We start from the raw sequence: 13,364 nt of genomic DNA on the forward strand, positions 1-13,364 counted from the left end.
ACCACCGCGACGGTGGAGCTGGGAACGGTCAGGCGGGCAGGCTCGCCGCCCCGCGCGGCAGGAACCGCTGACCGGTGACCCGCTCGGACGTGCCGGTCCGGTCCAGGTACGGCGTGACGCCGCCCAGGTGGAACGGCCAGCCCGCGCCGAGGATCATGCACAGGTCGATGTCCTGCGCCTCGGCGACCACGCCCTCGTCCAGCATCAGCCGGATCTCCTGCGCGAGCGCGTCGAGCGCGTTCTGGCGGACCTGCTCCTCGGTGAGCGGCTGGTCGCCGACCACGAGCAGCTTCGCGACCTCGTCGTTGACCTGGTCGTCGACCACGATCGGCTGGCCCGAGTCGGCGATCCGCTTGAGGTTCTCGCTGACGCCGAACCGGTCCGGGAACGCCGCGTGCAGGGTGCCGCCCACGTGGTACGCCACGGCCGGCCCGACCAGCTGGAGCAGGGCGAGCGGGCGCATCGGCAGGCCCAGCGGGTCCAGTGCGCTGTTCGCCACGTCCAGCGGGGTGCCGGCGTCGACGGCGGCGAAGACGGTGCCGAGGAAGCGGGTGAGCAGCCGGTTCACCACGAACGCCGGGGCGTCCTTGACCAGCACGCTCGACTTCTTCAGCTGCTTGCCCACCGCGAACGCGGTGGCCAGGGTGGCGTCGTCGGTCCGCTCGCCCCGGACGATCTCCAGCAGCGGCAGCACCGCCACCGGGTTGAAGAAGTGGAAGCCGACCACCCGCTCCGGGTGCTCCAGCTCCGCGGCCATCTCCGTGATGGAGAGCGAGCTGGTGTTGGTGGCGAGCACCGCCTCCGGGGAGACGATCTTCTCCAGCTCGGCCCAGACCTGCTTCTTGACGCCCAGGTCCTCGAAGACCGCCTCGATGACGAAGTCGGCGTCCGCGAAGGCGCTCTTGTCGACAGTGCCGCTGACCAGGCCGTACAGCTTGGCGGCGGTGTTCTTGTCCATCCGGCCCTTGGTGACGGCCTTCTCGATCTGGGTGTGCACGTAGCCGACGCCCTTGTCCACGCGGGACTGGTCGAGGTCGGTCATCACCACCGGCACCTGGAGGCGACGGGCGAACAGCAGCGCCAGCTGGCTGGCCATCAGGCCGGCGCCGACGATGCCGACCTTGGTGATCGTGCGGGCCAGGCCCTTGTCCGGTGCGCCGGCCGGCCGCTTGGCCCGCCGCTGCACCAGGTCGAACGCGTACAGGCCGCTGCGCAGCTCCTCGGAGAAGACCAGGTCCGCGAGGGCCTCGTCCTCGGCGGCGGTGCCGGCGGCGAAGTCGCCGTCCTTCGCCGTCTCCAGCAGGTCCAGGGCCTTGTAGGCGGCCGGAACCGCGCCGTGCAGCCGCTGGTTCAGCGTCTCCCGGGCGAAGTAGAGCACGCCCGCCCACATGTCCTTGTCGACCTCGGGCCGGGTCACGGTGACCTGGCCGCGCACCACACCCGCGGCCCATTCGAGGGACCGCTCCAGGAAGTCGGCCGGCTCCAGCAGCACGTCCGCGATGCCCAGCTCGGCAGCCTGCTTCGGCTTGAGCATCTTGTTCTGCATCAGCGGGTTCTGGATGATCACCTGGGTGGCGGCGGGAATGCCGATCAGGTTCGGCAGCAGCTGGGTGCCGCCCCAGCCGGGCACCAGACCGAGGGAGACCTCGGGCAGCGCGAGGGCCGCCGCCCCACCGGAGAGCGTCCGGTAGTGGCAGTGCAGCGCCAGCTCCAGGCCGCCGCCCATGGCCGCGCCGTTGACGAACGCGAACGTGGGCACGGTGCTGTCCTTGAGCCGGGCGAACACCCGGTGGCCGAGCCGGCCGATCTCCAGCGCCTGCGCGCGGTCGGCGAGCTGCGGCAGCCCGACGATGTCCGCGCCCACGCAGAAGATGTACGGCTTGCCGGTGACCGCGATGAACGCCGGGTCGGCGGCGAGCGCCGCGGTGATCGCCTCGTCCAGGCTGGTCAGACCGGCCGGGCCGAAGGTGTTCGGCTTGGTGTGGTCGAAGCCGTTGTCAAGCGTGATCAGGGCGGCGGGACGGTCCAGCCCCGGTACGTTCACCTGGCGCAGCAGCGCCTTGGTGACGACCTCGTTCGGTGCCTTCACTTGTCGCCCTCCCAGTGCGGGTTCTCCCAGATCACGGTGCCGCCCATGCCGATGCCGATGCACATGGCGGTCACGCCGTAACGGACCTCGGGGTGCTCGGCGAACTGGCGGGCCAGCTGGGTCATCAGCCGTACGCCGGACGAGGCGAGGGGGTGGCCGATGGCGATGGCGCCGCCCCACGGGTTGACCCGCGGGTCGTCGTCGGCGATGCCGAAGTGGTCGAGGAAGGCGAGCACCTGCACGGCGAACGCCTCGTTCAGCTCGAACAGGCCGATGTCGTCGATGGTGAGCCCGGCCAGGCGCAGGGCCTTCTCCGTCGACGGGATCGGCCCGACGCCCATCACCTCCGGCTCCACGCCGACGAACCCGAACGACACCAGCCGCATGGCGATCGGCAGACCCAGCTCGCGGGCCGTGGCCTCGTCGGCGAGCAGGCTCGCCGTCGCGCCGTCGTTCAGGCCGGCCGCGTTGCCCGCGGTGACCTTGCCGTGCGGGCGGAACGGGGTCTTGAGGGTGGCGAGCTTCTCCATCGAGGTGTCCCGGGGGGCCTCGTCCACAGTGGCCAGACCCCAGCCGCCCTCGGCGTCGCGGATCGACATCGGGACCAGGTCGTCCTGGAGCTTGCCGTTGGCGTACGCCTTCGCGGTCTTCTGCTGCGAGGCGAGCGCGAACGCGTCGGTGCGCTCCTTGGTGATGTGCGGGACCAGGTCGTGCAGGTTCTCCGCGGTGGCGCCCATGACCAGCGCGGACGGGTCGACCAGTTTCTCCGCGACGATGCGCGGGTTGGGGTCGACGCCCTCACCCATCGGGTGACGGCCCATGTGCTCGACACCGCCGGCGATGGCGACGTCGTACGCGCCCATGGCGATGCCGCTGGCCACGGTGGTCACGGCGGTCATCGCGCCGGCGCACATCCGGTCGATGGCGAAGCCGGGAACGGTCTTGGGCAGCCCGGAGAGCAGCGCTGCGGTGCGGCCGATGGTGAGGCCCTGGTCACCGATCTGGGTGGTGGCCGCGACGGCGACCTCCTCGACCCGCTCCGGCGGCAGCTGCGGGTTGCGACGCAGCAGCTCACGGATGCAGCGGATCACCAGGTCGTCGGCGCGGGTGTTGGCGTACATGCCACCCGCCTTGCCGAACGGGGTACGGACGCCGTCGACGAAGACGACATCCCGAACTTCACGGGGCACTAGAGCCTCCTAATCGACCACGGCAGGTTCCCCCGAATGCTACTCGCCAGTAACCAACCCCGTCCCGACCCCCCCGCTGTGGCCCACCCCACAGTGGCGTCAGGGGACGGTCGGCGGCTGCGTCGGGGAGAGGGCCTCGGTCAGGTCGGTGGCGAGCAGAGCGATCTGCCACTCGCGGGCATTGAAACCGCGCAGGGTCTCCGCCACCGCATCCTCGGTGAGCTCCTCCGGCGGGGTCCACGCCAGCCGGCGCACCGAGTCCGGGGTGATCAGATTTTCCGGAGGCAGGTTGTGCCGCGTGGCGATGCGGACCACCACCTCGCGGCAGCGGGCGAGCCGACCGGCAGCCACCGGATCCCGCTCGGCCCACCGGTGCGGCGGAGGTGGACCCTCGACCGCCGGGGTGACCGGCAGCGCGTCGTCCGGCAGTTGCCGCGCGTCGTCGAGCGCGGCCAACCAGGTACGTGCCAGCCGGCGCACCGACCGCCCGCCGAAGCCGGGCAGCGTCAGCAGCGTCTTCTCGTCCTTCGGGTCCAGCTCGGCGGCGGCGATGATCGCCGAGTCGGGCAGCACCCGACCGGGCGCCGAGTCCCGCCGGGCCGCGATCTGGTCCCGGGCGTACCACATCGAGCGCACCCGGGCCTGCGCCCGCGCCCCGCGTACGCGGTGGATGCCCGAGGTGCGCCGCCACGGCTCCGCGCGGACCCGGGGCGGACGGGCGCCGGTGCGGACCAGCGCCGCGAACTCCTCAGCGGCCCACGCCGACTTGCCCTGCCGGGCCAACTCGGCGGCCAGCGCGTCGCGCAGGTCGGTGAGCAGCTCCACGTCGAGCGCCGCGTACGTCAACCACGACTCCGGCAGCGGCCGGCTCGACCAGTCGGCCGCCGAATGGTGCTTCTCCAGGGTGAAACCGAGCAACTGCTCGGTCAGCGCGGCCAGGCCGACCCGCTCGAATCCAGCCAGCCGAGCGGCCAGTTCCGTGTCGAACAGACGGCGCGGACGCAACCCCACCTCGGCGAGGCAGGGCAGATCCTGGCTCGCCGCGTGCAACACCCACTCGGCTTCGCCGATCGCCGCGTCCAGCGTGCTGAGGTCGGGCAGCGGCAGCGGGTCGATCAGCGCCGTGCCCGAGCCGGCCCGGCGGAGCTGGACCAGGTACGCGCGCTGGCTGTAGCGATACCCCGATGCTCGTTCGGCGTCCAGGGCGACCGGGCCGGTGCCGGCCGCGAAACGGGCCACGACCTCGGCAAGCTCGGCCGGCGCGGCCACCGGATCGGGGGTGCCGTCACGCGGGGCGATCAGCGGAACGGGCCCACCGTTGGTCGGGTCGGTTCCCTCGCCCGCCGGCTGCGGCTGGGCCGACGGCGGGTCCTGGGGGACGTTTCCCGGAAGGTCTTCGGCGGGCCGACGGCGCAGGGGTGGTTCGTCGGTCACCTGTCAACCCTAGTGCGCGCGATGATCCGGCGGGTGCAGCCGGTCCGGCGTGTGTTGGTCAGGTGTCCACCCGGTGTCCTTTCGGATGCCGGACATCGGGGGAGACAAAGCCCGTTCGCGCAGGTACGTTCCATCGGGCCGCTGAGCCGTGGAACGCGTGACACGCGGGTCGATGGCGGCACGGGGAGACCACGGAAAGGCAAGACGATCATGACGGCTGGCTTCGGTTCGGGGGACGGACGACCGGCGGGCGCCGACCCGGACGGCGTGGGCGTGCCGACTCCCCGTACCGGCTGGGCCGCCCCACCCGCCGCAGGCCAGTGGGGCAACCCGCCGGCGCCGCCGAGTGGTGGTGCGTACCCGCAGCCCAGCGCCCCACCGTTCGCCACCCCGAGCTACCCCGCGCAGCCCGGCCATCCCGCGCAGCCCGGTTACCCGGCGCAGCCCGGTTGGCCGGGCGCCGCACCGCCGCCGGCTCCCGGGAAGAAGCGTCGCCGCTGGCCGGCCCTGCTCGCCACGTTGCTCGTCGTCGCGCTGGCGGCGGTGGTCGGGGTGCAGGCGTACCAGCTCGACCACCTCGGCGACCGGCTCGCCGACACCGACCGACGGCTGGCCCAGGCCCAGGACGGCGACGGCACCCGCCTCGACGGCCTGGAGAAGCGCGCCGAGGCGCTGGAGAAGCAGGCCGGCGCCGCGTTCAACCCGGAGGCGGTGGCCAGCGCCGTGCTGCCCAGCGTGTTCCGGGTCCGGGCCGGCCAGTTCACCGGCACCGCGTTCGCGGTCGGCAAGCCGGCCGCCGGGGGCGGCACGAACCTGTTCACCAACTTCCACGTGGTCGAGGCGGTCTGGAACGGCGGCGGCCGCCAGGTCTTCCTGGAACGCACCGACCAGCGTTTCCCGGCGACCATCGTCAAGGTCGACAAGACCAACGACGTGGCACACCTGCGCACCACCGGCAAGTTCACAGGCCTCGTCACCGCCCCCGCCGCCGTGAAGTCCGGCCAGCAGATCGTCGTCGTCGGCGCTCCGCTCGGCCTGGAGGACAGCGTCACCACAGGCGTGGTGAGCGCCCTGCGCTCCGCGTCGGGAAGCTCCGGGCCGGCCATCCAGTTCGACGCCCCGATCAACCCGGGCAACTCCGGCGGGCCGGTGATCAACGGCAGCAAGCAGGTGGTCGGCATCGCCACCGCCAAGGCCCGCGACGCCGAGGGCATCGGGCTCGCCGTACCCATCAAGGTCGCCTGCGACGGCTTCAAGATCTGCTGATCCACGGCCCGGCGGCGTCGCCGGCCCCGCTGCACCGCCCACGGCCGGCACCGGCCGCTCCTGATCCCGGCCCGGTCCCCGGACCCGGGCCGATCCCGCCGCTGTACCCGGTCCGCCGCGCCCACCGCGTGCGGCCCGCTCACCTGGAGGAACAGACATGTCCCAGCCACCGACCGGGCCGGACGGGCTTCCGCCGGCCACCCCGACGCCGCCCAGCGGCGACCCGACCGTCCAGTACCCGGCCGGCGGCGAGCCGACGGTCCGCTACCCGGCCGGCCAGCCGGTGCCCCCGCAGTACACGCCGGGCCAGCCCGCGCCGCAGTACCCGACGCCGCAGTACGGCGCCCCGCAGCCCACGTCGGCCCAGCACGGCGCCCCGCAGGCCGCGCCCGGCTACCCGGCCAGCGCCCCGCCGTACGCCGGGCAGGTCTCCGGACCGCCGGTCTCCGGTCCGGCGTACGGGCAGCCGATGTCGGCCCCGCCCGGGATCTCGCCGTACGGGCCGCCGCCGGCCGGTCGCAGCCGCACGGTGCTGGTGCTGGCCGTGGTGGCCGCGCTCCTCTTCGTCGTCAGCGGGGTGATGACCGGGCTGTTCGTGACCAAGAACAGCGAGCTGAACCGGACCGAGAAGCGCCTCACCGGTCAGGTCAGCCAGCGTGACGGCACCATCGCGGCCAACACCACCGAGATCAGCAAGCTGAAGACCGACCTCCAGACCATGCAGGACAAGCTCGACAACACCGAGCAGGACCTGACCGGCACCCGCAACGACCGCGACGAGCAGGCCCGGCAGAAGAAGGTCATCGCGAGCTGCCTGGACAAGCTGACCACCGCGCTCGGCGCGGCGGCGGCCGGCAACAAGGGCGCGTACGACGCCGCCATGAAGGGTCTCGACAAGGTCTGCGACGAGGCCGAGAACTACCTCTGACAGTCGCGCCGCCCGCCGCCGCCGGTGTTCAGGAGGTGGTGGCGGGGCGGCGGTCAGACAGGGCGGTCACCCCGGGTGGGGGCAGGCCGGCCGTCGAGGCGAGCAGCGCGCACCAGCCGAGCAGGTGGGGGGCCAGGTCGTCGTCGACAGGCGTCCACGACGCGCGGATCTCGATGTCACCTGCGGTCGGCGGGCCGGCCAGGTCACCGAACCGGGTCGACATGGTCTGGGTGACAGTCCCGCCGATCGCCCGGTGGGCGGCGTCGTGGGCGTCCAGCGCGTCGGTGAGCCACGTCCAGCCGACCCCGGGCAGCAGCGGGTCGGCGGCCAGGTCGACCTCCAGCTCGGCGGTCACGTAGGTGACCAGCCGCAGGGTGCCCTGCCACGCCTCGTGCCCGACCGGGTCGTGCAGCAGGATCAACCGCCCGGTGGCCACCTCGTCGCCGTCGCGCAGCACGGCCGCGGAGAGCGCGAACGCGTACGGGGCGAGGCGCTGGGGGGCTCCGACCTCCTCAAGGGTGATCTCCGGCCGGGGCGCCGCGGACCGCAGCCCGGCGACCGCGCGGGCGAAGGTCTCCGGGAGCGCGATCGGGGGGGCCATGTCGGCAGCCTATGCCGCCGTCGGTCACCCGCTTCGACGGCGCGCCGACGCCCGGAGCCGTTAGGGAAGGTGTCTTTCCTTTCACCCCCGGCGGGCTGGGGGTGGGGCGCGTGGCACGATTGCGGCGATGACCACGCAAGCCACGGGCACTGCCGCCCGAGACGGAGACCCACGCCCCGGCGGACCAGCCGACTCGCCCTTCATCCGGGCCTGTCGTCGCCGTCCCGGCCCGCACACGCCCGTCTGGTTCATGCGCCAGGCCGGCCGCTCCCTTCCGGAGTACCGGGAGATCCGGGCGAGCGTGCCGATGCTGGAGTCCTGCCGTCGTCCGGAGCTGGTCACCGAGATCACCCTCCAGCCGGTACGCCGCCACGGCGTGGACGCGGCCATCCTGTTCAGCGACATCGTGGTGCCGGTCGCCGCGGCCGGCATCGACCTGGACATCGTGCCGGGCACCGGCCCCGTCGTCGCCGAGCCGATCCGCACCGCCGCCGACGTCGAGCGGATCCGCCCGATCACGCGCGACGACGTCCCGTACGTCGACGAGGCCGTCCGGCAGTTGGTGGTCGAGCTGGGCGACACCCCGCTGATCGGGTTCGCGGGCGCGCCGTTCACCCTGGCCAGCTACCTGGTCGAGGGCGGGCCGTCGCGGACCCACGCGAAGACCAAGGCCCTGATGTACGGCGATCCGGAGCTGTGGCACGCGCTCTGCGGCCGGCTGGCCGAGGTGACGCTGGCGTTCCTGCGGGTGCAGATCGAGGCCGGCGTGTCCGCCGTGCAGCTGTTCGACTCGTGGGCCGGCGCGCTTTCCGAGGCGGACTACCGCCGCTACGTGCTGCCACACTCGACGGCCGTGCTGAGCGGGCTGGCTGGCGCGGGGGTGCCGCGCATCCACTTCGGGGTGGGCACCGCCGAGCTGCTCGGCGCGATGGGTGAGGCCGGCGCGGACGTGGTCGGCGTCGACTGGCGTACCCCGCTGGACGTGGCCACCGGCCGGATCGGCGCGGACAAGGCGGTGCAGGGCAACCTGGATCCGTGTGTGCTGCTCGCGCCGTGGCCGGTGGTGGAGGCCGAGGTGCGCCGGATCCTGGAGCAGGGCCGGGCGGCGCCCGGGCACGTGTTCAACCTCGGTCACGGCGTGCTGCCGGAGACCGACCCGGACGTGCTGACCCGGGTGGTCGCGCTGGTGCACGAGGTCTCCAGCCGCCGGGCCGACCGGGGCTGAGCAGCGATGCGGCGGCCCTGGCGGGTGGCGGTGGTCGGCGGCGGGATCGCCGGGCTGGCCGCCGCGGTCCGGTTGCGCGACCGCGCACCGGCCGGCACCGAGATCACGGTGTACGAGCAGTCCGGCGCGCTGGGCGGCAAGCTGCGCACCGGCGCGTTGGCCGGTGCGCCTGTCGAGTTCGGCGCCGAGTCGTTCCTGATGCGGGATCCGACCGGCGCCGAGAGCGCGGCGGTGGCGCTGGCCCGCCGGCTGGGGCTGGCCGAGAAGATCGTGCACCCCACCGTCGGGCAGGCCGCGCTTGTCGTCGACGGAGGGCTTCGCCCCATTCCGGGCGGCACTCTGGTGGGCGTACCCGGGGATCTGGACCGGGTGGCCACTGTCGCCCGGCCGGCCGCGGACGCCGACACCGACGGTGGCCGGCCGCTGGTCGGGCCGGACGCGGACGTCTCGGTGGGCGCGCTGGTCCGGTCCCGCTTCGGGGACGAGGTGGTCGACCGGCTGGTCGACCCGATGCTGGGCGGCGTGTACGCGGGCCGCGCCGACGATCTCTCGCTGGTCACGACGATGCCGGCGCTGGCCCGCACGGCGCGGGTGGAGCACACCCTCGTCGGCGCGGTCCGGGCGGCGCAGGCCGCCGCGCCGCGCGTGCCCGGCGCCCCGGTCTTCGGCACCCTGGCCGGCGGGCTGAGCACCCTCGTCGAGGCGGCGGTGACGGCCAGCGGCGCGACGGTACGGCGCGACGCCGCCGTCCGCGAGGTGACAGCGACCGCCACGGGCTGGCGGCTCACGGTCGGCCCGACCCGTGCCCCTGAGCTGGTGGACGTGGACGCCGTGGTGCTGGCGGTGCCGGCACGCCCGGCCGCCCGGCTGCTGGCCGGTCCGGCGCCGGCGGTGGCGGCGGGTGTCGGTGAGCTGGACTACGCGAGCGTCGCGTTGGTCACCCTGGCGTTGCCGCAGCCGCGACTGCCCGAGCTGTCCGGCTTCCTGGTGCCCAGCACCGAGGGTCTGCTGATCAAGGCGGCGACGTTCTTCACCACCAAGTGGGGCCATCTGCGCCGGCCGGACGGGCTGGCGATGGTGCGCGCCTCGGTGGGCCGCTACGGCGAGGAGGCGCAGCTCCAGCGCCCGGACGCGGACCTGGCGGCCACCGTGCACCGGGAGTTGTCGGCGGTGCTGGACACTCCGCTGCCCGCCCCGGTCGACGGGCACGTGCAGCGGTGGGGCGGCGCGCTGCCGCAGTACGCGCCGGGGCACGCCGACCGGGTCACGGCGGCGCGGACGGCGCTGCGGGCCGAACACCCCACCCTGGTCCTCGCCGGCGCCGGCTACGACGGCGTCGGCATCCCGGTCTGCGTCCGCTCCGGCGAGACGGCGGCCGAAGAGATCATCACAGCACTGGAAGGATCGGCGAGATGACCGAGCAGACCAACGCGGCCCGGTTGCGGGAGCTGAACGACAGCATCCGCTACACCATGTGGTCGGTGTTCCGGGCCAGCGCCCCGCTGCCGTCGCTGCGGGACAACGTCACAGGCGAGGTCGTGTCCCTCTTCGACGAGCTGGCCGGCAAGGACGTGGTGGTCCGGGGCGTGTACGACGTCTCCGGGCTGCGCGCCGACGCGGACGTGCTGATCTGGTGGCACTCCGCGTCCAGCGACGCCCTTCAGGACGCCTACCTGCGGTTCCGTCGCACCACCCTCGGTCGGGCGCTGACCCCGGTGTGGTCGCAGATGGCGCTGCACCGGCCGGCGGAGTTCAACAAGAGCCACATCCCGGCGTTCCTGGCCGGCGAGGAGGCGCGCCCCTACATCTGCGTGTACCCGTTCGTCCGCTCCTACGAGTGGTACCTGCTGCCCGACGCCGAGCGGCGCGAGATGCTCGCCGAGCACGGGAAGATGGCCCGCGGCTACCCGGACGTGCGGGCCAACACGGTCGCCTCGTTCGCGCTCGGTGACTACGAGTGGATGCTCGCCTTCGAGGCCGACGAGCTGCACCGGATCGTCGACCTGATGCGGGACCTGCGGGCCTCCGGCGCTCGCCGGCACGTCCGTGAGGAGGTCCCGTTCTACACGGGCCGCCGCCGCTCGGTGGCCGAGATCGTCAACTGCCTGATCTGATCCCCGCCGTCCGGCGCCGCACCCCCGCCCGGGTACGGCGCCGGACGGGGATCAACTGGTCGTCGTGCAGGAGACCAGCGGAACCGGGTTGCTGCCGTTCCACGAGCCGAGGAAACCGAACGTGGTGCTCGCTCCGGCGGCGAGTGTGCCGTTGTGGCTGACGTTGCGGGCGGTGACCTGCGTGCCGTTGGTGCTGATCGTGGCGTTCCACGACGAGGTGACCTGCTGGCCGTTGTTGTAGTTCCAGCTCACCGACCAGCCCCGGGTCGGTGAACCGCCTGCGGTCACCTTCACGTCGGCCTGGAAGCCACCGGACCACTGACCGGTGATCTGGTACGTCGCCGTGCACGCGCCGGCCGGCGGCGGCGTCGTCGGGGGCGGGGTCGTCGGCGGTGGGGTGGTCGGCTCCCCGGTGGGTGGGGCGCCGGTGCAGGTGACGCCGTTGAGCGCGAAGGTGGCCGGCGCCGGGTTGCTGCCGTTCCACGAGGCGTTGAAGCCGAACGCGGCGGTGCCGTTTGTCGCGATGGCCGCGTTGTAGTCGACGTTGCGCGCGGTGACCTGCGCGCCGGACTGGGTCACTGTCGCGTTCCACGCCTGCGCCACCTGCTGACCGCCCGTGTACGACCAGGTGAGCGCCCAGCCGTTGACCGGGTCGCCGAGGTTGGTGACGGTGACGTTGGCGCCGAAGCCGCCCTGCCACTGATTGGTGACCTGGTAGTCGACGCGACAGCCGACGGCGGCGGCCGAGGCGACGACCGTGCCCACGGTGCCGACCACGACGGCTGCCGCCGTCGATGCGGCGAGCAGGATCAGCCGATGTCTGGACGGGTGCATGAACTGCCTCCGGGATCCGGTGGTGACCGCTGCGGTCCACCGGCCCTGCCCGGGAAGCACGGTGAAACCCTGCCCGCCGCGACGGCGACGGACGGCGATCTGATCAGGATGAACGCCCTGGAACTCACGGATCCGACTCAAGCCGCATCGTAGGGCAAGCGCTTTCCAGTACGCAACATCGACGACCGTCGTCCGTCCTCAGCTCTTGCCCCGACACGCGCCACCTGATCGACTCGTGGCGGTGAGCGCCCCACACATGAGCCCCGACGAGTTCCGCCGCGCCGGATACGCCGTCATCGACTGGATCGCCGACTACTGGGCCACAGTGGAGCAACGGCGGGTCACCCCGGCCGACCCGCCCGGCACCGTGGCGTCCGCCCTGCCCACCGCGCCGCCCACCGTCGGCGGCGAACCGGTCGAGGCGGTCCTCGCCGACCTCGACTCGATCGTCGTACCGGGGCTGACCCACTGGCAGCACCCGGGCTTCTTCGGCTACTTCCCGGCCAACACGTCCGGCCCGAGCATCCTCGGCGACCTGGTCAGCTCCGGGCTCGGCGTACAGGGAATGCTCTGGGCCACCAGCCCCGCCTGCACCGAGCTGGAAACGGTGCTGATGGACTGGCTGGCCCACCTTCTGGACCTGCCGAGGCGGTTCCACTCGACCGGCAGCGGCGGTGGGGCGATCCAGGACTCGGCGTCCTCGGCGACCCTCGTGGCCACCCTCGCCGCGCTGCACCGGGCCAGCCGGGGCCGCTGGCGGGAGAACGGCATCGACCGGCGCTACCGCGCGTACACCTCCACCCACGGGCACTCCTCCATCGAGAAGGCCGCCCGGATCGCCGGATTGGGCGCCGACGGCGTCCGCCCGATCGACGTCGACCCGGACAGCCAGGCCCTGCTTCCAGCCGCGCTGCGCGCCGCGATCGAGGCCGACCTGGCGGCCGGTGACATCCCCGCCATCGTCGTCGCCACCATCGGCACCACCTCCACCACCGCCATCGACCCGGTACCCGAGATCGGGGCGATCTGCGCCGAGTACGGCATCTGGCTGCACATCGACGCCGCGTACGCGGGCTCCGCCGCCGTCTGTCCCGAACTCCGCTGGTCACACGCCGGGCTGGAGTACGCCGACTCGTACTGCTTCGACCCGCACAAGTGGCTGCTCACCGGCTTCGACTGCGACGCGTTCTGGGTGGCCGACCGGGCCGAACTGGTCGAGGCGCTCACCGTCCTGCCGGAGTTCCTGCGCAACGCGGCCACCGAATCCGGTGCGGTCATCGACTACCGGGACTGGCAGGTACCTCTGGGCCGTCGTTTCCGGGCCCTCAAGCTGTGGTTCGTGCTGCGCTGGTACGGCGTCGAAGGGCTGCGGGCACACATCCGCTCCGGAGTGGCCCTGGCCGCCAGGTTCGCCGAACAGGTCCGCGCCGACGACCGCTTCGACGTGGTCGCGGCGCACCCGTTCTCGCTTGTCTGCTTCCGGCTGCGCGCCGACGACGACACAAACGCGGCACTGCTGGCGGAGGTGAACGGAAGCGGCCGGGTGCACCTGACGCACACCCGGGTCTCCGGCCGGTACACGCTGCGGCTGGCCGTGGGCGCACCGCAGACCACCGAGGCGCACATCGACGAGGCGTGGAGGCTGCTGTCCGCTGCGGCCGACAACCTGCCAACCCCCTGACC

General features: G+C 73.1%; 11 protein-coding genes. 6 read left to right on the top strand and 5 right to left on the bottom strand.

What is annotated here, in order from left to right:
* Nucleotides 1–28: 28 nt before the first annotated feature.
* The 3 genes from FHG89_RS21535 to FHG89_RS21545 form a co-directional block, all read right to left on the bottom strand.
* A complete protein-coding gene (locus tag FHG89_RS21535; protein ID WP_139586213.1) occupies nucleotides 29–2,089 on the bottom strand; it encodes a 3-hydroxyacyl-CoA dehydrogenase NAD-binding domain-containing protein in 2,061 nt (686 codons plus the stop codon).
* Nucleotides 2,086–3,279: a thiolase family protein gene (locus FHG89_RS21540; RefSeq protein WP_139586214.1), complete on the bottom strand. Its 1,194-nt coding sequence runs from the start codon at nucleotides 3,277–3,279 to the stop codon at nucleotides 2,086–2,088. The genes FHG89_RS21535 and FHG89_RS21540 overlap by 4 nt, the downstream gene beginning before the upstream one ends.
* A 99-nt stretch (nucleotides 3,280–3,378) precedes the next feature.
* Nucleotides 3,379–4,713, bottom strand: coding sequence for a ribonuclease D (locus tag FHG89_RS21545; protein WP_139586215.1), 1,335 nt, complete (start codon nucleotides 4,711–4,713; stop codon nucleotides 3,379–3,381).
* Nucleotides 4,714–4,923: 210 nt separating this feature from the next.
* Here FHG89_RS21545 and FHG89_RS21550 point away from each other — a divergent pair, with 210 nt between their 5' ends.
* Both FHG89_RS21550 and FHG89_RS21555 read left to right on the top strand, forming a co-directional pair.
* A complete protein-coding gene (locus tag FHG89_RS21550; RefSeq protein WP_139586216.1) occupies nucleotides 4,924–5,979 on the top strand; it encodes a S1C family serine protease in 1,056 nt (351 codons plus the stop codon).
* Nucleotides 5,980–6,136: 157 nt separating this feature from the next.
* The gene (locus FHG89_RS21555; RefSeq protein WP_139586217.1) at nucleotides 6,137–6,907 is read left to right on the top strand and encodes a hypothetical protein; all 771 of its coding nucleotides are present in this window, start codon (nucleotides 6,137–6,139) and stop codon (nucleotides 6,905–6,907) included.
* 28 nt (nucleotides 6,908–6,935) lie between these two features.
* On the opposite strand, the gene FHG89_RS21560 is transcribed toward FHG89_RS21555, so the two are convergent.
* Nucleotides 6,936–7,508: a DUF3000 domain-containing protein gene (locus FHG89_RS21560; RefSeq protein ID WP_139586218.1), complete on the bottom strand. Its 573-nt coding sequence runs from the start codon at nucleotides 7,506–7,508 to the stop codon at nucleotides 6,936–6,938.
* A 127-nt stretch (nucleotides 7,509–7,635) separates the two neighbouring features.
* On the opposite strand from FHG89_RS21560, the gene hemE reads away from it, so the two are divergent.
* Genes hemE through hemQ form a run of 3 tightly spaced genes read left to right on the top strand, consistent with a single transcriptional unit; the run spans nucleotide 7,636 to nucleotide 10,847 of the window.
* Entirely contained in the window at nucleotides 7,636–8,733 is a 1,098-nt protein-coding gene (hemE, locus tag FHG89_RS21565; protein WP_139586219.1) for a uroporphyrinogen decarboxylase, read from the top strand.
* Nucleotides 8,734–8,739: 6 nt separating this feature from the next.
* Nucleotides 8,740–10,149 (top strand): protoporphyrinogen oxidase, encoded by a 1,410-nt coding sequence (gene hemG / locus FHG89_RS21570; RefSeq protein WP_139586220.1) that lies wholly within the window; start codon nucleotides 8,740–8,742, stop codon nucleotides 10,147–10,149.
* Nucleotides 10,146–10,847, top strand: a complete 702-nt coding sequence (hemQ, locus tag FHG89_RS21575; protein ID WP_139586221.1) for a hydrogen peroxide-dependent heme synthase — start codon at nucleotides 10,146–10,148, stop codon at nucleotides 10,845–10,847. Before hemG ends, hemQ begins: the two co-directional genes overlap by 4 nt.
* Before the next feature lie 51 nt (nucleotides 10,848–10,898).
* Here the strand turns inward: hemQ and FHG89_RS21580 are convergent, their stop codons facing one another.
* Complete coding sequence (locus FHG89_RS21580; protein ID WP_244295686.1) at nucleotides 10,899–11,822, bottom strand: cellulose-binding domain-containing protein; 924 nt, start codon at nucleotides 11,820–11,822, stop codon at nucleotides 10,899–10,901.
* A 100-nt stretch (nucleotides 11,823–11,922) separates the two neighbouring features.
* Here FHG89_RS21580 and FHG89_RS21585 point away from each other — a divergent pair, with 100 nt between their 5' ends.
* Nucleotides 11,923–13,362 carry a pyridoxal-dependent decarboxylase gene (locus tag FHG89_RS21585; RefSeq protein WP_244295688.1) on the top strand — a complete coding sequence of 480 codons (1,440 nt, stop codon included), beginning with the start codon at nucleotides 11,923–11,925 and terminating at the stop codon, nucleotides 13,360–13,362.
* Nucleotides 13,363–13,364: the final 2 nt, after the last annotated feature.

It is taken from the genome of Micromonospora orduensis (assembly GCF_006228125.1).
Taxonomy (GTDB): Bacteria; Actinomycetota; Actinomycetes; order Mycobacteriales; family Micromonosporaceae; genus Micromonospora; species Micromonospora orduensis.